The 21691-nt window shown below is 72.0% G+C and carries 19 protein-coding genes; 8 read left to right on the forward strand and 11 right to left on the reverse strand.

All coding sequences use genetic code 11. From position 1 onward, the window contains the following. Positions 1-40: 40 nt before the first annotated feature. From AB0B48_RS07605 to AB0B48_RS07625, 5 genes are all read right to left on the reverse strand, one after another. A complete protein-coding gene (locus AB0B48_RS07605; RefSeq protein ID WP_357197417.1) occupies positions 41-922 on the reverse strand; it encodes a potassium-transporting ATPase subunit C in 882 nt (293 codons plus the stop codon). Further along, the gene (kdpB, locus tag AB0B48_RS07610; RefSeq protein WP_357197420.1) at positions 922-3117 is read right to left on the reverse strand and encodes a potassium-transporting ATPase subunit KdpB; all 2196 of its coding nucleotides are present in this window, start codon (positions 3115-3117) and stop codon (positions 922-924) included. The genes AB0B48_RS07605 and kdpB overlap by 1 nt, the downstream gene beginning before the upstream one ends. A 20-nt stretch (positions 3118-3137) precedes the next feature. After that, positions 3138-4793: a potassium-transporting ATPase subunit KdpA gene (kdpA, locus tag AB0B48_RS07615; RefSeq protein ID WP_357197423.1), complete on the reverse strand. Its 1656-nt coding sequence runs from the start codon at positions 4791-4793 to the stop codon at positions 3138-3140. Continuing rightward, on the reverse strand, positions 4793-4882 hold the full coding sequence (kdpF, locus tag AB0B48_RS07620; RefSeq protein WP_036410889.1) for a K(+)-transporting ATPase subunit F: 90 nt from the start codon (positions 4880-4882) through the stop codon (positions 4793-4795). Before kdpF ends, kdpA begins: the two co-directional genes overlap by 1 nt. A gap of 459 nt (positions 4883-5341) precedes the next feature. Then, positions 5342-6382 (reverse strand): SAM-dependent methyltransferase, encoded by a 1041-nt coding sequence (locus AB0B48_RS07625; protein WP_357197426.1) that lies wholly within the window; start codon positions 6380-6382, stop codon positions 5342-5344. 72 nt (positions 6383-6454) lie between these two features. Between AB0B48_RS07625 and AB0B48_RS07630 the strand changes: the two genes are divergently transcribed. Then, positions 6455-7330, forward strand: coding sequence for a zf-HC2 domain-containing protein (locus tag AB0B48_RS07630; protein ID WP_357197428.1), 876 nt, complete (start codon positions 6455-6457; stop codon positions 7328-7330). A gap of 3 nt (positions 7331-7333) precedes the next feature. Here the strand turns inward: AB0B48_RS07630 and AB0B48_RS07635 are convergent, their stop codons facing one another. The 3 genes from AB0B48_RS07635 to AB0B48_RS07645 form a co-directional block, all read right to left on the reverse strand. Beyond that, the gene (locus AB0B48_RS07635) at positions 7334-7993 is read right to left on the reverse strand and encodes a CGNR zinc finger domain-containing protein (protein WP_357197431.1); all 660 of its coding nucleotides are present in this window, start codon (positions 7991-7993) and stop codon (positions 7334-7336) included. Positions 7994-7997: 4 nt separating this feature from the next. Continuing rightward, positions 7998-8846 (reverse strand): MBL fold metallo-hydrolase, encoded by an 849-nt coding sequence (locus AB0B48_RS07640; RefSeq protein ID WP_357197434.1) that lies wholly within the window; start codon positions 8844-8846, stop codon positions 7998-8000. Positions 8847-8984: 138 nt separating this feature from the next. Beyond that, a complete protein-coding gene (locus AB0B48_RS07645; protein WP_357197437.1) occupies positions 8985-9647 on the reverse strand; it encodes a TetR/AcrR family transcriptional regulator in 663 nt (220 codons plus the stop codon). Positions 9648-9777: 130 nt separating this feature from the next. Here AB0B48_RS07645 and AB0B48_RS07650 point away from each other — a divergent pair, with 130 nt between their 5' ends. Genes AB0B48_RS07650 through AB0B48_RS07665 form a run of 4 tightly spaced genes read left to right on the forward strand, consistent with a single transcriptional unit; the run spans position 9778 to position 15440 of the window. Then, positions 9778-10938 carry an acyl-CoA dehydrogenase family protein gene (locus AB0B48_RS07650; RefSeq protein ID WP_357197440.1) on the forward strand — a complete coding sequence of 387 codons (1161 nt, stop codon included), beginning with the start codon at positions 9778-9780 and terminating at the stop codon, positions 10936-10938. Beyond that, positions 10928-12142, forward strand: a complete 1215-nt coding sequence (locus AB0B48_RS07655) for an acetyl-CoA C-acetyltransferase (RefSeq protein ID WP_357197443.1) — start codon at positions 10928-10930, stop codon at positions 12140-12142. The genes AB0B48_RS07650 and AB0B48_RS07655 overlap by 11 nt, the downstream gene beginning before the upstream one ends. A 14-nt stretch (positions 12143-12156) precedes the next feature. Further along, complete coding sequence (locus AB0B48_RS07660) at positions 12157-14313, forward strand: 3-hydroxyacyl-CoA dehydrogenase NAD-binding domain-containing protein (protein WP_357197447.1); 2157 nt, start codon at positions 12157-12159, stop codon at positions 14311-14313. Then, the gene (locus AB0B48_RS07665; protein WP_357197450.1) at positions 14313-15440 is read left to right on the forward strand and encodes a CaiB/BaiF CoA-transferase family protein; all 1128 of its coding nucleotides are present in this window, start codon (positions 14313-14315) and stop codon (positions 15438-15440) included. The genes AB0B48_RS07660 and AB0B48_RS07665 overlap by 1 nt, the downstream gene beginning before the upstream one ends. On the opposite strand, the gene AB0B48_RS07670 is transcribed toward AB0B48_RS07665, so the two are convergent. Next, positions 15415-16359 carry a cytochrome c oxidase assembly protein gene (locus tag AB0B48_RS07670; RefSeq protein ID WP_357197453.1) on the reverse strand — a complete coding sequence of 315 codons (945 nt, stop codon included), beginning with the start codon at positions 16357-16359 and terminating at the stop codon, positions 15415-15417. The genes AB0B48_RS07665 and AB0B48_RS07670 overlap by 26 nt on opposite strands. Further along, positions 16356-16838, reverse strand: a complete 483-nt coding sequence (locus AB0B48_RS07675) for a DUF2243 domain-containing protein (protein ID WP_357197456.1) — start codon at positions 16836-16838, stop codon at positions 16356-16358. Before AB0B48_RS07675 ends, AB0B48_RS07670 begins: the two co-directional genes overlap by 4 nt. A 188-nt stretch (positions 16839-17026) precedes the next feature. Between AB0B48_RS07675 and AB0B48_RS07680 the strand changes: the two genes are divergently transcribed. From AB0B48_RS07680 to AB0B48_RS07690, 3 genes are all read left to right on the forward strand, one after another. Next, positions 17027-18283 carry a DUF2786 domain-containing protein gene (locus AB0B48_RS07680; protein ID WP_357197459.1) on the forward strand — a complete coding sequence of 419 codons (1257 nt, stop codon included), beginning with the start codon at positions 17027-17029 and terminating at the stop codon, positions 18281-18283. A gap of 148 nt (positions 18284-18431) precedes the next feature. Further along, on the forward strand, positions 18432-18788 hold the full coding sequence (locus AB0B48_RS07685) for a YciI family protein (protein WP_357197465.1): 357 nt from the start codon (positions 18432-18434) through the stop codon (positions 18786-18788). Next, on the forward strand, positions 18785-20038 hold the full coding sequence (locus AB0B48_RS07690; RefSeq protein ID WP_357197462.1) for a sigma-70 family RNA polymerase sigma factor: 1254 nt from the start codon (positions 18785-18787) through the stop codon (positions 20036-20038). The genes AB0B48_RS07685 and AB0B48_RS07690 overlap by 4 nt, the downstream gene beginning before the upstream one ends. A gap of 91 nt (positions 20039-20129) precedes the next feature. On the opposite strand, the gene AB0B48_RS07695 is transcribed toward AB0B48_RS07690, so the two are convergent. Beyond that, a complete protein-coding gene (locus tag AB0B48_RS07695; RefSeq protein WP_357197468.1) occupies positions 20130-21590 on the reverse strand; it encodes an alpha/beta hydrolase in 1461 nt (486 codons plus the stop codon). Positions 21591-21691: the final 101 nt, after the last annotated feature.

The raw sequence follows: 21691 nt of genomic DNA on the forward strand, positions 1-21691 counted from the left end.
GGCCGCGCCCGGTGGGCACGGCCCCGCCCCGCGCGCGTGCTCAGCGTGCGGCGAACTGCTTGTCGAGCGCGAGGTTGAGCTCCAGCACGTTCACGCCGGGCTCACCCATGAAGCCGAGCGCCCGCCCGTCGGTGTGCTCCTTGACCAGCTTGCGGACCGCCGCCGGGTCCGCGCCGCGCTCCCGCGCGACCCGGTTCACCTGCAACTCGGCGTACGCCGGGCTGATCTGCGGGTCGAGGCCGCTGGCGCTGGCGGTGACCGCGTCGGCCGGCACCGCCGGGTCAGCGGGCGCGTCGCCCCGGATCGGGGTGACCACCCCGCCGGCGGCCACGTAGTCCTCGCCAGGCTGGGCCGGCTCCACCGTCACGCCCTGGTACTCGCTGACGAACGGCGTGGCCGGGGCTGCCTGGTTGACGCTGACCACCCGGGTGACCGGGCCAGTCAGACCGTCGGCGCGGAACACCGCGAGCACGGCGCCCACCCCGTCGTCGGTGCAGTACGGGCGCCGGCCGTCGACGCCGTTGAGTTCGCCGACCGACTTGCTGCGCCCACACACCTGGGTGAGCAGGCTCTCGCTGGATTCCTCCGGGTCGGTGGCGATGGTGTCGACAACGCTCTCCGGGCCCAGGTTGCTGGCCGAGGTGGAGGTCGGGTCGTAGCCGTCGCCGGCGGCGGAGGGGCGGGACTGGAAGTACCGGGCGATCGGGTTGCCGTCCGCGTCGGTGAAGGACTGGCCGATCAGCGCGCTGCCGACAACCGTCCCGCCCGAGGAGATCAGCGAACCGTCGGTCTTGTGGTTGAGGCCGGGTAGCTGACCGAGCGCTACCAGGGCCAGCGGGTAGACCAGGCCGAGCAGCACCGTGAAGACGAGTACGGCGCGCAGCGCGGCGAGGTGTTGGGCGATCCAGGTGGGTAGGCGCATCACGAAATCCCCGGGATGAACTGGATGAGCAGGTCGATGATCTTGATCCCGATGAACGGCACGATGATGCCGCCCAGTCCGTAGACCAGCAGGTTGCGGCTGAGCAGCTTCGACGCGGCGGCCGGCCGGTACCGCACGCCCCGCAGGGCGAGCGGGATCAGCGCGATGATCACCAGGGCGTTGAAGATGACAGCGGACAGGATCGCCGACTCCGGGCTGGCCAGCCGCATGATGTTCAGCGCGTCCAGGCTCGGGTAGAGGCCGGCGAACATGGCCGGGATGATCGCGAAGTACTTCGCGATGTCGTTCGAGATGCTGAACGTGGTCAGCGCGCCACGGGTGATCAGCAACTGCTTGCCGATCTCCACGATCTCGATCAGCTTGGTCGGGTCGGAGTCGAGGTCGACCATGTTGCCGGCCTCCTTGGCGGCCGACGTGCCGGTGTTCATGGCCACCCCGACGTCGGCCTGGGCGAGCGCCGGCGCGTCGTTGGTGCCGTCACCGGTCATCGCGACCAGCCGACCGCCCTCCTGCTCCCGCTTGATCAGCGCGAGCTTGTCCTCCGGCGTCGCCTCGGCCAGGAAGTCGTCCACCCCGGCCTCGTCGGCGATCGCCTTCGCGGTACGCGGGTTGTCGCCGGTGATCATCACGGTGCGGATGCCCATCCGGCGCATCTCGTCGAACCGTTCGCGCATGCCGGACTTGACGACGTCCTTGAGGTGGATGACGCCAAGCGCGCGGGCGGGCTGACCGTCGACGTGCTCGGCGACCACGAGCGGGGTGCCGCCGGTGCCGCTGATCGCGTCCACGATCTCGCCGACCTGCTCGGTCGGGTGACCGCCGTTCTCGCGTACCCACTTCATGACCGCCGCCGCGGCGCCCTTGCGGACCCGGCGGGCCGTGCCCACCGCGCCGGCGTCCACGCTGGCGTCCGGGGTGAGGTCGACGCCGCTCATCCGGGTCTGCGCGGTGAACGGTACGAAGGTGGCGTGCGGCATCACGCCGGGCTCGCGCTCGCGCAGCCCGAACTCGTTCTTCGCCAGGACGACCACCGAGCGCCCCTCCGGGGTCTCGTCGGCCAGGCTGGACATCTGCGCGGCGTCGGCCAACGTCGCGGCGTCGACCCCCTCGACCGGAACGAACTCGGCGGCCTGCCGGTTGCCCAGCGTGATGGTGCCGGTCTTGTCCAGCAGCAGGGTGTTGACGTCGCCGGCCGCCTCGACGGCCCGGCCGCTCATGGCCAGGACGTTGCGCTGGACGAGGCGGTCCATGCCGGCGATGCCGATGGCGGAGAGCAGCGCCCCGATGGTGGTGGGGATCAGGCAGACCAGCAGCGAGACCAGCACGACCCCGGTGACACCGGAACCGGTGATCGCCCCGCTGTCCGGAGCGGCCGCCTGGTACGCCTTGGAGAAGATGGCCAGCGGCTGGAGGGTGACGACGGCCAGCAGGAAGATGACAGTGAGCGCGGCGAGCAGGATGTTCAGCGCGATCTCGTTCGGCGTCTTCTGCCGGTTGGCACCCTCGACCAGGGCGATCATCCGGTCGATGAAGCTCTCCCCGGGCTTCTGGGTGATCTTCACGATGATCTGGTCGGAGAGCACCTTGGTGCCACCGGTGACCGCGCTGCGGTCGCCGCCGGACTCCCGGATGACCGGGGCCGACTCGCCGGTGATGGCCGACTCGTCGACGCTGGCGATGCCCTCGACGATGTCACCGTCACCGGGAATGATGCCGCCCGCCTCGACGAGCACCACGTCGCCCTGACGCAGGTCCGGCGCCGGCACCGCCTCGTCGCGGTAGGTGTTGGCCCGCGCGCCCGGCTTCCAGTCGATCAGCCGGGTGGCGATGGTGTCCTTCTTCGCCTGCCGCAGGGTCGCGGCCTGGGCCTTGCCCCGACCCTCGGCGACCGCCTCGGCCAGGTTGGCGAAGACCACCGTCAGCCAGAGCCAGATGGTGATCGCCCAGGCGAACACCGACGGGTCGGCCACCGCCAGGACGGTGGTGAAGGCCGCACCGACCTCCACGATCAGCATCACCGGGTTGCGCCACATCGTGGCGGGGTTCAGCTTGCGTACCGCGTCCGGCAGGGACCGGATCAACTGCTTGGGGTCGAGCAGCCCTCCACCGATCCGGTTGCCCTGAATGGCGGGCGTACCGGGGAGTTGCTCTGTTGGGGCGGACGTGACGGACATGTCCTCGTTCCTCATGATGGTCAGAGCCCCTCTGCCAGCGGACCGAGCGCGAGCGCGGGCAGGAAGGTCAGCGCGACGAGGACCACGGTGACGCCGACGACCATGCCGATGAACAGCGGTCGATGGGTCGGCAGAGTGCCCTCGGACGCGGGGGTGGGTGCCTGGCGGGCCAGCGAGCCGGCCAACGCGAGCACGAAGATCAGCGGCAGGAACCTGCCCAGCAGCATGCACAACCCGAGCGCGGTGTCCCACCAGGTGGTGTTGACAGTGATGCCGCCGAACGCCGAGCCGTTGTTGTTGCTGGCCGAGGTGAACGCGTACAGCACCTCGGAGAGGCCGTGCGGGCCGACGTTGAGCGCCGTCGAGTTGTTGCCGGTGCCGAACGCCGCCGCCGTACCGACGAGCACCAGGATCGGCGTGATCAGGAAGTAGAGCGAGGCGAACTTGATCTCGCGGGACCCGATCTTCTTGCCCAGGTACTCGGGAGTACGACCCACCATCAGCCCGGCCACGAAGACCGTGATCACCGCGAGGATGAGCAGGCCGTAGAGCCCCGAACCGGTGCCGCCCGGCGCAACCTCGCCGAGCATCATGTTGACCATCGTCATCATGCCGCCGAGCGAGGTGAACGAGTCGTGGAACGAGTTCACCGCACCGGTCGAGGTGAGCGTGGTGGCGGCGGCGAAGGTGGCCGAGTTCGACACGTCGAACCGGACCTCCTTGCCCTCCATCGCTGCGCCGACCGCCTGCGGCACAGTGCCGTGGCCAGCCAGCTCGAAGATGTTGGTGATGGCGACGCTGAGGAACGCGAGGATGCCCATCACCGCGGCGATGGCGTAGCCCTGCCGGTTCTGCCCGACCATCCGGCCGAAGACCCGGGGCAGGCTGAACGGGATCAGGAAGATCAGGAAGATCTGCAGCCAGTTCGTCCAGGTGGTCGGGTTCTCGAACGGGTGCGCGCTGTTGACGTTGTAGAAGCCGCCACCGTTGGTGCCCAGCTCCTTGATCACTTCCTGGCTGGCGACCGGACCACCGGTGATGGTCTGGGTGCCGCCGGTCAGCGTGCTCACGTCGGTGCCGGCGGACAGGTTCTGCACCGCCCCGCCGATCATCAACGCGATGGCGCCGAGCACCGCGATCGGCAGCAGGATCCGCAGCGTGATCCGGGTCAGGTCGACCCAGAAGTTGCCGAGCTGCCCGGTACGGCTGCGGGCGAAGCCGCGTACCAACGCGACAGCCACCGCGATGCCGACCGCCGCCGACACGAAGTTCTGTACGGCCAGACCGGCCATCTGCACCAGGTGGCCCATCGTCGACTCACCCGAGTACGACTGCCAGTTCGTGTTCGTCACGAACGACACGGCCGTGTTCCACGCGCCGTGCGGCACCACCGGGTCGAACCCGAGCGACAACCACAGGTGGTTCTGCACCCGCTGGAACAGGTACAGGAACAGGATCGAGACCGCGGAGAACGCCAGCACGCTGCGGGCGTACACGCCCCAGGTCTGCTCGGCTGCCGGGTTGACCCCGACCAGTCGGAAGATGCCCCGCTCGACCCGGGACTGCTTGGTGGCGGAGACCGCCCGGAACATGTAGTCGCCGAACGGCTTGTATACGGCGACCAGGGCCGCCACCAGCGTCAACACGAAGATGACGCCCGCTGTTGTCATGGTCATCAGAAGCGCTCCGGAAACAGCAGGGCGAACACCAGGAACGCGCCCAGGACGACCGCGAGCACCAGACCGACGGCGTTTACCGCGTTCACAGCTTCTCCACCGCCCGGACCACCAGGGCGAGCACTGCGAACAGCACCACCGTCAGGACCACGAACACCACGTCAGACACGCTGACTCCTCAGCCGGAAAGGTTCGTCGCGACCGCCTTCCGGTCGCGCCGGGCAATCAAAGCCCCACCACCCGCCGAACGGCAGGGGTCATAACGCGACCATGACGGGGGCGAACCCTTTCTTGACGTGGTTTTCACGCCCGCCCACTGAACAGGTGAAATGCGGCACAAACCCTCGGTGGTCCGGGGGGTCGAGATCAGTTGTCCACCCCTTTGCTCTGCACCCGCGGAGGCACCAGCTACGGACCGTGAGTGTCGCCTCCGCGGGTGCAGAGCAAAGGACGCACGAGACCGTGCGCGACCCCGATGGGGTGACGCACTGCGCGGCGGCGCGGCGCAGGGGCGGAGGGGCGGAGGGGCGGAGGGGCGAGGCCGGGGGTCAGGCCGGGCGGCGTGCCACCAGCACGTCACGCATGATCGACTGGTCCACCCGGTGCCGCAGCGCGCGGTAGGGCTCGTCGTCGACCACCGTCAGGCCGGCGTCGGCCAACGCCGCCGCCGCGTCGTCCCGACTGGCGACGTGGGTGTTCCAGGAGATCCCGAGCGCACCGCCGGGCCGCAACAACCGGGCCCAGACCGGCGCGGCGTCCGCGAGCAACGCCAGCGGGTCGCGGGTCAACCCCTGCCCGGCGGTACGGCTGCCGTGCTGCACGCCGTACGGCGCGTCGGCGACGACCAGGTCCACGGTCTCCGGGCGGAAGAACTCCGCCGAGCGGGTGGTGTCGGCGTTGACCACGTCCAGCAGTTGCGTCTGGCCGGCCTTGTGCTCCTCACGGGTCGGCGCCACCTCGATCCGTACCCGCCGGCCGACCACCTTGCGCTCCCGCCGCACCGGCCCCGACTCCAGCACCCGGTGCTTGACCCGCTTCTGCTTCAGCCAGGTGGTGACGAACGCCCGGTACGCCTCGACGTCCTTCTGGTCGCGCTCGATCCCGGCGGCGTCGAAGCCGTACATCAGCGCCTGGTTGAGGGTGGTGCCCCGACCACAGAGCGGGTCGAGCACCCGGAACCGGCGGCTGGTCATCTCGGCGGCCCAGTCCGAGGCGAGCAGTGTGACGTTGAGCAGCAGCTTGGTGAACTGCTCATTGGTCTTGCCCGGGTACTTCTGAATGGTGAGCAGATCGTCGTCGTAGCGGTCCAGACGGCTCCACTCGATCGGCCGCAACAGCTCACCGACGATCTCGAACAACGCGTACCCGGCGGAGAGGTTGCCCAGGACGGCCAGGTCACGCTCGGTCAGCCCGTCGCCGGTGAACGTGATGTAGGACGCCCCTCCCACGACCTCGGTGTCCAGCTCGCCGATCCGGCCGTCCAGCGCCGAGCGGCCGAAGATCTCCAGCTCGGCCCGGGTGAGGTCGACTGCGGCGCGGGCGTACACCCGGTTGGTGGCGGGCAGGATCAGCAGGCCGTAACGCGTCATGATCCGGCGAGTATTCCACAACGGGTCACGGTCGCCGGGAACCGGAGCGGCTGCCGGAGCGACTACCGATACATGGGGTGTGAGCAGTGGCGGGAGGTCCTGTCCGCGCAGTTGGACGGGGAGGAGACCGCCGCCGAACTGGCGGCGGTGCAGGGGCACCTCGACGGGTGTGCCGATTGTCGGGCCTGGTTCACGGCGGCGGCCGCGGTGACCCGTCGGGTTCGTACCCGATTGGTGGTCGAGGTGCCCGACCGGACGGCGGCGATCCTTGCCGCCGCCAGCGCGGACCCGGCCCGCCGGTCACGGTGGCGGCGTGGCCCGCTGGTAGCCGGCCTGCGAAAGGTGCCCGGACGGGGTCAGCTCGCCGCCGGGTTGCGCGCGGCGTTCGGACGTGGCCCGCTCGTCGCCGGCCTGCGGTCGGCGCTCGGGCTGCTCGGCGCGGTGCAACTGGTGCTCGGCCTGGCCCAGGTCGGCCGGGGCGCGACCGCCGACCACCTGCACCCCACCGGCCAACACCTGTGGCACGAGTCGGCGGCGTGGAACGTGGCAGTGGGCGCGGGCTTCCTGTTCGTGGCGTTGCGCCGCAGCCCGCCCGCCGGGCTGCTGCCGATGCTCAGCGCGTTCGTCGGCACGTTGCTGCTGCTGTCGGTGAACGACCTGGCCACCGGTTCGGTGGGCGGGGAACGGCTGATCAGCCATGGCTTCCTGGTGGTCGGCTACCTGATCACCGTGGCGCTGTCCCGGCCCGGGCTGCGCCCCGGTGGCCCGGCACCGCAGCGGCAGCCGACGCCGTCCCGCTGGCGCTTCGGGGCCGACGAGGTGGACCGGCCGCTGCGGGTGGTGCGCCCCGAGTCCTATCCGGCGCAGGCGGCCGACCGGTTCGCCGCACCGGCAGCGCACAGCGGTCGGCCCCGCACCGGCCAGGGCGACGAGCGCCGGGCCGCCTGATCGTCAGTCCGCCTGCCGTTGGCGCGCGCGGTGGGCGCGCAGGTTGGTGGGGTGCCCGCAGGCGCGGACGGAGTGCCAGGCCCCGCTGTTGTTGCGGGAGCGGTCGTAGAACGCCACCCGGCAGCGGGGGTTGCGGCAGGTCTTGATCCTCCGCCCGACGTCGGCGAGCTGCGCCTCGAACAGCACGCCGAGGATGAGTGAGATCAGCAGATCGACACCGAACCCGGCGGGGTCGAGGTGGACGGAGCCGTCTCGATCGAGCCGGAGCGTGGCACCGGTGGTACGAGATCCGGTCGGAACCCGGTTCGACGCTCCGACGGGTTGCCCGGGGTCCGGCGTGATGCGGAGCCTGGCATCGATCTCGTCCGACAATTCCTCGCGGAAGATGCGCAGCGCCCGGAGCCCTGCGTCGTCGAGCGTGACGTCGGGCGCCGGGCGCCCGGTGGCCGTCGACCACTGCGCGACGGCCAGGTGGGCCCACTCCGTGGCGCTGTCCAGTTCGTCCAGGAGGTCCGGTTGCCGTGGAGCGCCGGCCGAGATCGTGTTGAGCAGATCCTGGACGAGCCCGAGGCCACCTGGGGCGGCGCCCAGGTCGTACCTCGCGGTGGCGGGCCACGACCCGACCACCACATCTGCTGGGCGGTGGGGGATCGAGGGCACCATCAGCTCACTTCCCGAGCAGGGCAAGCGCCCCGTACCACGCCGGTCCCGGATTGATCCGGTCTGGGTAGAGTCGCACGATCTCGTCGAAGAACTCACTGGCGGTCTGCTTCTCGGCCAACAGCCGCTCCACGTTCAGCAGGTACTGCCGGGTCTGGTCGATGCTGGCCGGGTCGTCGGGGAGGTCCCGGTTCTTGTGACTGGCGACGACTGCGCGGGGTGCGAGCGCCTCGACGCGGTCGAGGGCGTCGAGCCATTGCCGCAGGCCCCCGTTGGCGCTCTCCGAGATGTACTGGTGAACCCCGTTGTAGACGACGTCACCGGCGACCACCAGGCCGATCGACGGAACGTGCAGCACGGTGGACTGGTCGGTGTCGGTGTGCCCGGTTTCGACGGGTTGGATGAGATTACCCTCCAGCAGGAACCCGTCGGCCGGCACGGGCACCGCGTCCACCGGCGACTCCGGGATCAGGCCGGGGAAATCCCTGTCGAACACCTCACTCCGGCCAACAGTGGCCTGCTGGTGCATGACCTCGATGGTGCCGGGCGTCGCGTAGGTGACGGCACCGGGGAAGCGCTTGACCAGCTCAGCCGCACCGAACCAGTGGTCGCCGTGCCCGTGGGTGGCGTAGATGTACGTCAGCCGCTTACCCGACTGGGCGATCCAGTCGCCCACCTTCGCGATCTGCTCGTGGGTGAAGGGTGGGTCCACGAGAAGGGCCTCCTCGGCCCCGAAGATCAACGTGGACGCGACCGGGCTTCCGTAAAGCCGCGACCCGTCCGGCATGCGCCGATCACCGGCTCGCATCGGGCCGTCTGAGACGAACACCTCGTAGGACAGGGCAGATGTGGTCATGTCTCCTCCTCCGGTGACGCGGTCGGCGGCACGTCGAGGGTGGGTACCCGTGGACCGCTGAAATAACCGTAGCCCCTATGCCTATTTCACCGGCAATCATCGCGCCCGTGGCCTGCGTCACCCGCCCCGAGTCAGGCCCTACGCCGAAGGTCCAGCCGGCTGTGCCGGCCGGGGCGAACCGTCGTCGGCGAGGGCCTGCGGGATGACCTGCTCGACGATGGTCAGCAGGGTGGCGGTGAGCAGCAGGTGCACCTGGGCGCGGGTCAGCGCGCCGCGCTGAAGCCATTCCCTGGCGGTCGACGTCGCCAGCCCGCCGTACGCGCGGACCATCCCGCGCAACTCCTCGCGGTGCTCCGCCTCGCCGGCCAGCCCGACGGCGACCAGCATCCGGTCCGCGGCGACCTCCTCGGCCTCGGCGAGCACCCGCTCCACGTCGGCGTCGCCGCCCATCCCCCGGGCGGTGACCGCCGCCAGCCACGAGGTGCTGTGCCGGGACACCACGTCGAGGAACCAGGTGACGCTGGCGTCGACCCGGGTCCGGAGATCACCCTTGGGCAGCCGCTCCACTGCAACCTCGGGGATGGTCACCATGACCCGGACGACCTCCAGGTAGAGGTCCTTCTTCGCACCGAAGTAATGGTTGACCAGGCCGCGAGCGACACCTGCCTCGCGGGCCACGTCGGTGGTCGACACGTCCGCGTACGGGCGCTCGCCGAACAGCCGGACCGCGCAGGCCAGGATCTGCCCACGCCGGGCGTCCGGCTCCAAACGGCGGCGGCGCGGAGCCGTCTCGACACTCATCTGCCCGACCCTATCGACAGCCCACCGGTCAGCAGCCGTTCCTCACCTTGATCACCGCGCGCCCCGACGCCGCCGCAGCCGTCCAGCACCGCTTATTGACAGCGTGCCAACAGGGCGCGAGGGTGTGCACATGTCGACGCCCGACCATCCCCCCTCGCCCTGGCGCGAACCGGAACACGACGACCTCGCCGAACTGGCCCGCACCTTCTTCACCAAGGAGGTGCTGCCGCACGCCGAACGCCTTCTCGCGCAGGGCCACCCGGACCGCGAGCACTACCGGCGCGCCGGTGAGCTGGGGCTGCTCGGCCTGTCGGTCCCGGAGGAGTTCGGCGGTGGAGGCGGCGGGTTCACCCACGAGGCGGTGCTGCTGCACGAGCAGGCGTACACCGGGGAGAGCAGTCTGGGCCTCGCCGTCCACAGTGGCATCGTCACCGGCTACCTGGTGGCGTACGGCAGCGAGGAGCAGAAGCGGCGCTGGCTGCCCGGCCTGTGCAGCGGCGAGCTGGTCGGTGCCATCGCGATGACCGAACCGGACGGCGGCTCCGATCTTCAGGCGATGCGGACCCGGGCGGTCCGCGACGGCGACGACTACCTGGTCACCGGCGCGAAGACGTTCATCACCAACGGTGGCCTGGCCGACCTGATCATCGTCGCCGTGAAGACCGACCCCGAGCAGCGGGCGGCCGGCGTCTCGCTGCTTGTCTGCGAGGTGGGCGGTGACCCGGAGGGCTTCCGGCGAGGTCGGCTGCTGTCCAAGATCGGCCTGCACGCCAACGACACGGCGGAGTTGTTCTTCGACGAGTTCCGGGTGCCGGCGGCCAACCTGCTCGGCGGCGCCGAAGGGCTGGGCTTCGTCCAACTCATGCAGCAGCTTCCGCAGGAACGGCTGGTCATCGGTGTGGGCGCGGTCGCCGCCATGGAACGGGCGGTCGCGCTGACCGTCGCGTACGCCAAGGAGCGCACCGCCTTCGGCAAGGCGTTGATGGGTCACCAGAACACCCGGATGGTGCTCGCCGAGTGCGCCACCCGCGCCCGGGTCAGCCGCGTCTTCCTGGACGACTGCATCGTCCGACACACCCGTGGCGACCTGGACGTCTCCACAGCGGCGATGGCGAAGTCGTGGCTCACCGACGGGCAGTGCGAGGTCGTCGACAGATGCCTTCAGCTCTTCGGCGGCTACGGCTACACGACGGAGTACCCGATCGCCCGGATGTACGCCGACGCCCGCGTCCAGAAGATCTACGGCGGCACCAACGAGATCATGAAGGAGTTGATCGCCCGTGCCCTCTGAGGCGTACGTCTATGACGCGGTCCGCACCCCGCGCGGACGCGGCCGGGACACCGGCGCGCTGCACGGGGTCAAGCCCATCTCCCTCGTGGTCGGCCTGATCGACGCGTTGCGGGAGCGCAACCCCGGCCTGGACGTCGGCCGGCTGGAGGACCTGCTGCTCGGCATCGTGACCCCGGTCGGCGAGCAGGGCGGCGACCTGGCCCGGGCCGCCGCGCTGCTGGCCGGCCTGCCGGACCAGGTCGGCGGGGTGCAGCTCAACAGGTTCTGCGCCTCCGGGTTGGAGGCGGTCAACTCCGCCGCCGCGCGAATCCGCTCCGGCTGGGAGCATCTGCTGCTCGCCGGCGGGGTCGAGTCGATGTCCCGGGTGCCGATGGGCTCCGACGGGGCGGCCTGGGCCACCGATCCACAGACCGCGCTGGCCACGTCGTTCGTGCCGCAGGGCGTCAGCGCGGACCTGATCGCCACCCTGGAGGGCTTCACCCGCGACGACGTGGACGGCTACGCGCTGCGGTCGCAGGAGCGGGCCGCCAAGGCGTGGGCCGGCGGATACTTCGCCCGCTCGGTGGTGCCGGTCCGCGACGGCAACGGCCTGGACATCCTCACCGTCGACGAGCACCCGCGCCCGGAGACGACCCGGGAGGCGCTGGCCAAGCTCACCCCGTCGTTCGCCACGATGGGTGAGGCGGCCGGCTTCGACGCGGTCGCGTTGCAGAAGTTCCACTGGCTGGAGGCCATCGAGCACGTCCACCACGCGGGCAACTCGTCCGGCATCGTGGACGGCGCGGCGTTGGCGCTGATCGGTTCGGAACAGGTTGGTCGGGATCTCAACCTCACCCCGCGCGCCCGGATCGTCGGCGCTGCGGTCACCGGCGCGGACCCGACGCTGATGTTGACCGGCCCGATCCCGGCCACCCACAAGGCGCTGGCCGTAGCCGGGCTGACAGTCGACGACATCGACCTGTTCGAGATCAACGAGGCGTTCGCCGCTGTGGTGCTCAAGTACGTCCGCGACTTGGGCCTCGACCCGGACCGGGTGAACGTCAACGGCGGCGCGATCGCGCTCGGCCACCCGCTCGGCGCGACCGGAGCGATGCTGCTCGGTACGGCGTTGGACGAGTTGGAGCGCCGCGACCTGCGCCGGGCCGTGGTGACCCTGTGCATCGGCGGCGGCATGGGCGTCGCCACAGTTCTCGAGCGCTGCTGACCCGGAGGACGACAATGACAGACACCATCCGGTACGACCGCGGCGCCGACGGCATCGTCACGCTCACCCTGGACGACCCCACCCAGTCCGCCAACACCATGAACCGGGCGTACGCCGCCTCGATGAGCGCTGTGCTGGACCGGCTGGAGGCCGAGAGCGATCTCGTCGGCGTCATAGTGACCAGCGCGAAGTCGACTTTCTTCGCCGGCGGCGACCTGCCCGAGATGATCCGGGCGACCCGTGCCGACGCGCCCGACCTGGCCGACCTGCTCGGCGCCATCAAACGGGACCTGCGCCGGCTGGAGACGCTGGGCCGACCGGTGGTCGCCGCGGTCAACGGCTCCGCGCTCGGCGGTGGCCTGGAGATCGCGCTCGCCTGCCACCACCGGATCGCGCTGGACACCCCCGGCAGCCGGCTCGGGCTGCCCGAGGTGACGCTGGGCCTGCTGCCCGGGGCGGGTGGCGTCACCCGGACCGTGCGGATGCTCGGCCTGGCCGGCGCGCTGACCACGGTGCTGCTCACCGGCCGGCGGATGCGCCCGACCGAGGCGCTGTCGGTCGGGCTGGTCGACGAGGTGGTCGCCACGCCCGCCGAACTGCTGGACCGGGCACGGGCCTGGATCGCGGCGAACCCGCACCCGGCGCAACCGTGGGACCGGCCGGACTATCGGATGCCGGGTGGCACCCCGGCGAGCCGCTCGCTGGCCGCACAACTGCCCGCCTTCCCGGCGACGCTGCGCAAGCAGCTCAAGGGTGCCCGGCTACCCGCGCCCGAGGCGATCCTCGCCGCCGCCGTCGAGGGCGCACAGGTCGACCTGGAGACCGCCCTGACGGTGGAGACCCGGCACCTGATCGGCCTGCTCACCGGGCAGGTCGCCAAGAACATGATCGGTGCGTTCTTCTTCGACCTGAAGGCCGTCAACGGTGGCGCGGCCCGACCGACCGGTGTGGACGCCGCACCGGTACGCCGGGTGGCGGTGCTCGGGGCCGGCATGATGGGCGCGGGCATCGCGTACGCCTGCGCCACAGCCGGGCTGGACGTCGTGGTCAAGGACGTCACGCCGGAGGCCGCCGGCCGAGCCCGCGAACACGCCGAGCGCCTACTGGCCCGCGCCGTACGCAAGGGCCGCACGACCGAGGCGGACGCCCGCGCCGTACTGGATCGGATCACCACCACCGACCAGGCGGGCGCCCTCGCCGGCTGCGACGCCGTCATCGAGGCGGTCTTCGAGGACCCGGCGCTGAAACAGCGGGTCTTCGCCGAGGTGCTACCCGTCCTGGCACCCCACGCGTTGCTCGCCTCCAACACCTCCACCCTGCCGATCACCGGGCTGGCCGCCGGCGTGGACCGGCCGGCGGACTTCATCGGCATGCACTTCTTCTCTCCGGTGGACCGGATGCCGCTGCTGGAGATCGTGGTGGGCGAGCGGACCGGGGACGTGGCGCTGGCCCGGGCCTTCGACCTGGGCCGGCGGATCGGCAAGACCCCGATCGTGGTCAACGACGGCCGGGGCTTCTTCACCAGCCGGGTGATCGGCAGGTTCATCGACGAGGCGGTCGGCATGGTCGCCGAGGGTGTCCCCACCGCATCGGTGGAGCAGGCCGCCCTCCAGGCCGGCTACCCGACCGGGCCGCTGGCGCTGGCCGACGAGGTCAGTCTCACGCTGATCCAACGGATCCGCCGCCAGTTCGAGGCGGCCAGCGAGGAGTTCCGCCCGCTGCCGGCGCACCGCCTGGTGGACGAGCTGGTCGACGCGTACGACCGGCCGGGGCGCGCCGCCGGACGCGGCTTCTACTCCTACGACGAGGGTGCCCGGGGCCGGCTGTGGTCCGGGCTCGCCGACCTGATCACCGACGCGGGTCGGGCGGTGCCGTTCACCGACCTTCAGGAGCGGATGCTCTTCGCCGAGGCGCTGGACGCGCTGCGCTGCCTCGACGAGGGGGTGCTGCGCACCGAGACCGACGCCAACATCGGCTCGATCTTCGGCATCGGCTTCCCGGCGTGGACGGGCGGGGTGATCCGCTACGTCCGGCAGTACACGGGCGGCCCGGCCGGCTTCGCGGCCCGTGCCACCGAGCTGGCCGCCAGCTACGGCGACCGGTTCACGCCCCCCGCCGACCTGGCCGACCGGCTCGCCGCCCTTCGGGCCGAACCGGCTGACGTCGCGTGATGGCGGCCCGCGGCGGGCCGCTGGCCGGGGTGCGCGTGGTCGAGCTGGCCAGCCTCGCCCCGGCGCCGTTCGGCTGCATGGTGCTCGCCGACCTCGGCGCGGACGTGGTGCGGGTGGACCGGCCGGGCGCACCGGGAGCGGGCCGGCTGGCCGCACCGACCAGCGGGCCGTTGCAACGCGGCCGGCAGGTCACCGCGCTGGACCTCAAGTCCCCGGCCGGGGTGGCGGACCTGCTGCGCCTCGCCGACCGCGCGGACGTGCTGGTCGAGGCGTACCGGCCGGGGGTGGCCGAGCGGCTCGGCATCGGGCCGGAGGTGTGCCAGGCCCGCAACCCCCGACTGGTGTACGCGCGGATGACCGGCTGGGGTCAGGACGGCCCGCTGGCAGCCCGAGCCGGGCACGACATCGACTACATCGCGGTGGCCGGGGCGTTGGAGCCGCTCGGACGGGCCGGCGAACGCCCGTACGCGCCGATGAACCTGCTCGGCGACTTCGGCGGCGGCGGGATGCTGCTCGCCGTCGGGGTGCTGGCCGCGCTGCTGGAGCGGGAGCGCTCCGGCGTCGGCCAGGTGGTCGACGCGGCGATGGTGGACGGCTCGGCGCTGCTCACCTCGTTCCTGCACGGGCTGCTCGGCGCCGGCCTGTGGGCCGCCCCACGCGGGGGCAACATGTTCGACGGCGGGGCCCCGTTCTACGACACGTACGCCACCGCCGACGGTGGATTCATGGCGGTCGGCGCGATGGAACCGGCCTTCTACGCCGTACTGCTCACCGGCCTCGGCCTCGCCGACGACCCGGACCTGCCCGCCCAGTACGACCCGAGCGGCTGGGACGAGCTGCGCCGCCGGTTCACCGAACGGTTCGCCGAGCGCACCCGGGACGAGTGGACGGCGGTCTTCGCCGACCTGGACGCCTGCGTCGCGCCGGTGCTCGCCCCCGGCGAGGCGCACGCGCACCCGCACAACGCGGCCCGGGGCACGTTCGTCGAGGTGGGCGGCGAGATCCAGCCGGCCCCCGCACCCCGCTTCGACCGCACCCCGACCGACCGGCCGACCCCGGCACCCAACCCGGAGCAGGACGTCCTACCCGTCGAGGAGATCCTCACCCACTGGCCCCAGCGCCCCTGACCGACCCCCTCACCTTGTTGATCAAGAGGTTTGCGTCAGGAAATCGCCTTCCGGTGACGCAAACCTCTTGATCAACGGCGACGGGCGGGGGTGGGGGCGGGGCGGGACGGGGCGGGGCGGGGCGGGGGCGAGGGTGGGGGCGGGGTTGGCGGCGGGAGTGGTACCAGGTGGCGAAGAGGGCTGCGGCCAGGAGCAGCTCGGCCAGGTCGCCGCCGTAGTACATGAGTTGGGCGGCCGAGCGGAACGCTTCCGGGTCGCGGTCGGTGAGGTCGGGCGGGAGGGTTTCGGCCTGGGCGTACAGGTACTTGGCCAGCACGGCGTGGCCGGCCGACGCGGCCAGCAACGCGCCGACCCGTACCGCCAGCCCGGGGCGACGCGGCGCCGGGTCCGGCCCGGCCAACGACCAGGCGAAGAGGTACCCGGCGGCCAGGTAGTGCAGGTGCACGGCGTGGTGCAGGACTGGTTGCCGTTCGGCCGCCGCGTACAGCGGGGTGAGCAGCACCAACGCCAACCCGCCGGTGGTCAGCAGCGCGGCCGTGGCCGGGTGGGCGAGCAGATGCAGCGGGCGGGCACGCAGCAGCCGGCCGACCGCTCGGCGCGCCGGCGGCGGCGCGACCCGCAGCAGCAGCGTCACCGGGGCGGCGAGCACCAGCCCCAGCGGGGCCAGCATGCCGAGCAGCAGATGCTGCGCCATGTGCCCGCTCGGATTGTCGGGGAGCTGGGCGAGCGGCCCGACGGCGACCGCCAGCAGGGCGCAGCCGACCAGCCAGGAGGCGGTCCGCCGGTGGTCCCACCCCCGCGGGTCCCGCACGGCGGCCAGCACGTAAGCGACCGCCAACAACGCGACCGGGACCAGCGGGAACCAGGTCGGCCCGGCCACACCGTGTCCGGCGTGCGCCAGCGGCCCGACCGCCGTCATCGGGGGCCGGCGTCGGGCCGGCGGGAACGGGCACGCCACAGGACAGCCACGCCGGCCAGCAGCAGCACCGCGCCGGCCACGTTCCAGACCACGTCGTACGGCACCAGGTGTACGCCGTAGCGGATCTGGTGCAGCCGCAGCACCTTGTGGTCGACGATCCCGTCGAAGAGCTGGAATCCTCCGGCGCCGAGCAGGAAGCCACCCCAGGCGAGCCGGCTCGACAGGGCACGCCGTCGACGCAGGTCGGCGAACCAGAAGAACCCGCCGACCAGGGCGATCACCTCGGCGGCGTGCAGCAGCCCGTCCGAGAGCAGCGCCACCGATGGGGTGGAGCGGTCGTAGAAGTGGTGCCAGGCGAGGAGTTGGTGAAAGACGATCTCGTCCACCGCGGCCATGATCGCGATGCCGATCAGGACGCCGACGAGGGTGGAGGAACGAACGTCGGCGGTCCGGGTCCTCGGCAGGCTCGCTTCGACCACCACACACCTCGCAGTCAGCTCGGAACGGGCCGTAAATACCCCGAACCACATGAAACATGTCGGACTGAAGCCGTGGGAAGGCCCAAGGAGCCGGGGTACATCCCCGTTTCGTGGCTCCCGGACCACTGACGGCATGATCATGGAGCCTGGAGGGGCAGCGACAGCCAGATCCCGAGAAGGAGGTGCCCGTGCCGGACGCGGACGAACTCGTCGCCAACGCGCTCGCGGCGGTGCGCGGCACTGACGTACGGCAGGCCGAACGGCAGCTGGACCAACTGATGGTCGGCACCGGCGCCGCGGACGGCAGCACGGCGGTGGATGCCGCTCTGCTGCGTCGCCTGGTCCGCGCACTGGGTCGGCTCTGGCCGCGCGGTTGGCAGCCGGTCGACGTGGACCGGATCACCAGTCGACGGCTCGACGGCCGCGCGGCGCGGCTGGTCCGTGCCGCGATGGCCGCCCAGCGGCGCGACCAGGCCGAGCCGGTCCCGGCCTGGTGGGACGACCAGCTACGCGAGTTGGCGGTTACCAAGGCCGACGGCAGCGTGGTGGCCGGCTGGGCCAGCCAGGAGGGTCTGGACCGGGCCGACGCGCTCCGCTCGGCAGTGGACGCTCTCGCGCTGGTGGAGAGCCTGCCGCCGATCGCGGTGCTGCGCCCACCGCCGGGCACGAGCGGCGCGGCACTGCCCCGCACGGCGGGCACGGCTCGCAGCGGGTCGCCGATGCTGGATCGGGTGCGGGCGCTGCTGGCGAAGGCCGAGTCGACGACCTTCCCGGCGGAGGCGGAGGCACTGACGGGAAAGGCCCAGGAGCTGATCGCCCGGCACAGCATCGACGAGGCGTTGCTGGCGGCCGGGTCCGAGCGCGGTGACCTGCCCGGCGGGGTACGTCTGAGCACCGACGCCCCGTACGCGGGCGCGAAGGCGCTGCTGGTGCAGGAGGTGGCGGCGGCGAACCGGTGCGAGGCGGTCTGGTCCGACGATCTGGGCTTCGCCACAGTGCTGGGCTGGCCGGCCGATCTGGTGGCGGTCGAGTTGCTCTACACGTCGCTGCTGGTCCAGGCCACGGCGGCGATGCTGCGTGGCCGTGCCGAGCGTCGGCCGGGGTCGGGGCGGCGGACGAAGGTCTGGGACGAGTCCTTCCTCAACGCGTTCGCGCTGCGGATCGGCGAGCGGCTGCGCACGGCCACCGAGGCGGCGACCACCGCGGCGGACGAGGCGGCGGCCGAGACGGCGGGGGCGGAACGACTGTTGCCGGTGCTCGCGGCGCGGGGCGAGGCGGTCCGGGAGCGGTTGGACTCGCTCTTCCCCGGCGTCACCCGGCACCGGCTCAGCGTGCGCGACGCCGAGGGCTGGTCGTCCGGCACCTCGGCCGCCGACCGGGCCTCGCTGGACGTCGGGGGCGCCCGGAAGCCCCGACAGGTGCCCGGGCGACCCGATCCGCGCTGAACCGTCCGGCGTGGGAACGCCCTCGGCGGATGTTTCTGCGATTTTCTTCGGTACGCGGTAGGGATCGGGGGATGGGCTCCGACCCTCCGGTGAGTCGCGCCCCGATCGGGGTGTGACCAGAGCCTGAGGAGCAATCGCCGTGAAGTACATGCTGCTGATCTGGAACCGGCCCGGCTTCACCGAGAGTCTGAGCGAGCAGGAGCGCACCGCCCTCTTCGGTGAGGTCGACGAGATCATGAAGGAGCTGACCGAGACCGGCGAGCTGATCGGCGGCCAGGCGTTGGCGAATCCGTCGCAGACGTTGACGGTGCGGCTCGTGGACGGCAGCCCCGAGGTCCTCGACGGCCCGTTCATGGAGAGCAAGGAGCAGTTCGCCGGCTACCTGGCCGTCGACTGCGACACCCCGCAGCGGGCTGCCGAGATTGCGGCCCGCTGGCCGGACGTCCGGTACGGCGGCGCGATGGAGGTCCGCCCGATCATGGACGAGGCCGGGACGGAGATGTGACCGAGGACCGGACGGTCGAGGATCTGCTGCGCACGTTCGCGCCGCAGGTCCTCGGCCTGCTGGTCCGTCGGCACGGACAGTTCGACAGGTGCGAGGACGCGGTCCAGGAGGCGCTGCTCGCCGCCGCGACGCAGTGGCCCGGGCAGGGCGTGCCGGACAACCCGCGCGCCTGGCTGCTCACCGTTGCCACCCGCCGGCTCACCGACGAGTGGCGCAGCGAGAGCGCGCGCCGGGACCGTGAGGTGGCGGTGGCGCGGCGCGAGCCGGCGTACGCCGGGGTGGCGCCCGCGGCGGACGCGGAGCCCACCGTTGCGGCCGACGACGACACCCTCACGCTGCTGTTCCTCTGCTGCCACCCGGCGCTGCCCGGCTCGGCGCAGGTGGCGCTCACCCTGCGGGCGGTCGGCGGTCTCAGCACCGCCCAGATCGCCCGGGCGCACCTGGTGCCCGAGGCGACGATGAGTCAACGGATCCGACGGGCCAAGCAGCGGATCGAGGCTGCCGGGGCACGGTTCACGATGCCCGGGCCGGCCGAGCGGGGCGAGCGGCTGGGCACGGTGCTGCGGGTGCTCTACCTGATCTTCAACGAGGGCTACACCGCGTCCAGTGGCCAGGACCTGCGCCGGGCCGAGCTGACCGGCGAGGCGATCCGGCTGGCTCGCATCCTGCGCGGGCTGCTGCCCGACGACGGCGAGGTGACCGGGCTGCTGGCGCTGATGCTGCTGACCGATGCGCACCGGGCGGCCCGGGTGGGGCCGGACGGGGAGTTGGTGCCGCTGGCGGAGCAGGACCGTTCCCGGTGGGACGCCGCCGCCATCGCGGAGGGGGTAGCGCTGATCACCGAGGCGCTGACCTGGTCGCCGCCGGGCCCGTACCAGCTCCAGGCGGCCATCGCCGCTGTGCACGCCGAGGCGTCGACGGCGGTGGAGACGGACTGGCGGCAGATCGTCGCGCTCTACCGACTGCTGGCCCGGATCGCGCCGAACCCGATGGTCACCCTCAACCAGGCGGTGGCGGTGGCCATGGTCGACGGGCCCCGGGCCGGCCTCGCCCTGCTCACGCCGTTGGACGCCGACGAACGCACGGCCGGGCACCACCGGCTGGCCGCCGTCCGGGCTCACCTGTTGGAGCTGGCCGGGGAGGTCGGTGCGGCGCGGGAGGCGTACCTGGTGGCGGCGCGGGGCACCACGAGCCGGCCAGAGCAGCGCTACCTGGAGGTGCGGGCGGCCCGGCTGACCGGGCAGGGCTGAGCGACGTCGCCTTGCCGCTTTGGCAACAATTACCACAGCCGCTGAGCACAGCGCTGCCGGCCGCCGGGCGCCCGGCGGCCGGCAGCGGCGGTCACACCTCGGGTTCGACGGCCGGGCAGCTGGCACCCCGGGCGGGCACCACCCGATCGGTCAGATACGAGTCGACGGCTCGTTGCACGCACTGGCTGCTGCTGTAGCTGCCGTGCCCCCACCCCTGGTAGGTGAGCACCGCGCCGTGCCGGCCCAACTGCCGTGCCACGTTGCGCGCCCAGTCGTAGCCAGTGGCCGGGTCGTGCACTGTGGCGGCGAGCAGCAGCGGCACATCGGTGTGGACCCGTAGCCGATGCTGCGGGTTGGCCACCGGCGTCGGGGCGCCCAGGCAGGTGACCAGGGCGAACAGCGCCGGCGGGTAGCGCAGGTCCGGCGCGAGCCGGGCCGCCCGGCGCAAATGTCCGACGTACTCGCGGTAGTCGCGCACCGGCAGGCTCCAGTCCTGACAGAAAACCGCGAAGGGGTACGGAGCCACGGCGTCGGCGGTCGATGGGCCGGCGCTTCGCATGGCGGTGGCGGCATCCATCCTGCCCAGCCACTCGGCCAGGCCCGGCCACCGCCAGGTGTCGTAGAACTCCTTGTGGGTGAGCCGGCTCAATTCGAACGGGGTCAGCACCACCCCGGGCCGCTTCGGGTCGGTCAGCAGGCCCTGCTCGGCCCGCACGTGCAGCCCGGCCCAGATCGACCGGAGGTCCCGGCCGTGCAGGGCACAGGCCGTGGACCGTTCACACCAGGCGGCGAACTCGTCGAACGCGCCCTCCGCTGTGGCGGCCTGGGTGTCCAGGAAGGCGCGGGTGCCGAGGCTGTGGTCCATCGTGGCCTCCAGCACCATGGCCCGGACCCGGTCGGGGTACAGCTCGGCGTACCGCTGCCCGAGCAGGGTGCCGTACGAGCTGCCGTGGAAGGTCAACTGCCGTTCGCCGAGCGCGGCGCGGACCGCGTCCAGGTCGCGGGCGGCACTGGTGGTGTCGACGTGGTCGTAGAGCGCCCCGGTGCGGGCCCGGCAGTCGGCGCGCAGCAGCGCGTTGTCGGCCAGTGTGGCGTCGAACTGCGCCTGGTCGGCGATCAGTTGCGGTTGCCGGGCGAGCAGGTCCCGGGCGCAGACCACCGGGTGGCTGCCGCCGGTGCCGCGTGGGTCGAAGCTGACGATGTCGAACCGGGCCCGCAGGTCGGCGCTGAATCGGGAGCTGCCGTCCACCACCCGGTCGACCCCGCTGTCGCCCGGCCCGCCGGGGCCGAAGACCAGCGCGCCTTCGCGGGTGGCCGGGTCGGCGACCCGGCGGGCCAGCGACAGGTCGAAACGCTCACCCCCGGGTCGGTTCCAGTCCACCGGCAGCGACAGGGTGCCGCACTCGGCGCTGGTGTCAGTGGCGCAGGGCCGCCAGTCGATCGTCCGGGCGGGCTGTGGTCGGGCGGCGGCCGGGCTCGCCGGGGTCAGGCCGGCGGCCGTCAGGGCCAGGGCGACGGCCCAGCCGACTGCGGATTTGCGTGAGCGCAGCATGAGGTGCTGTCCTCTCCTCGAAGGAGCGTTGCCGGTGAAACTCGCCCACTGGGCGAGGTGATGCTGCTTCCACCCGGGCCGTCGAGTAGCCGCTCGACGGC

The sequence above is a fragment of the Micromonospora sp. NPDC049089 genome (assembly GCF_040648775.1).
Classification (GTDB): domain Bacteria; phylum Actinomycetota; class Actinomycetes; order Mycobacteriales; family Micromonosporaceae; genus Micromonospora.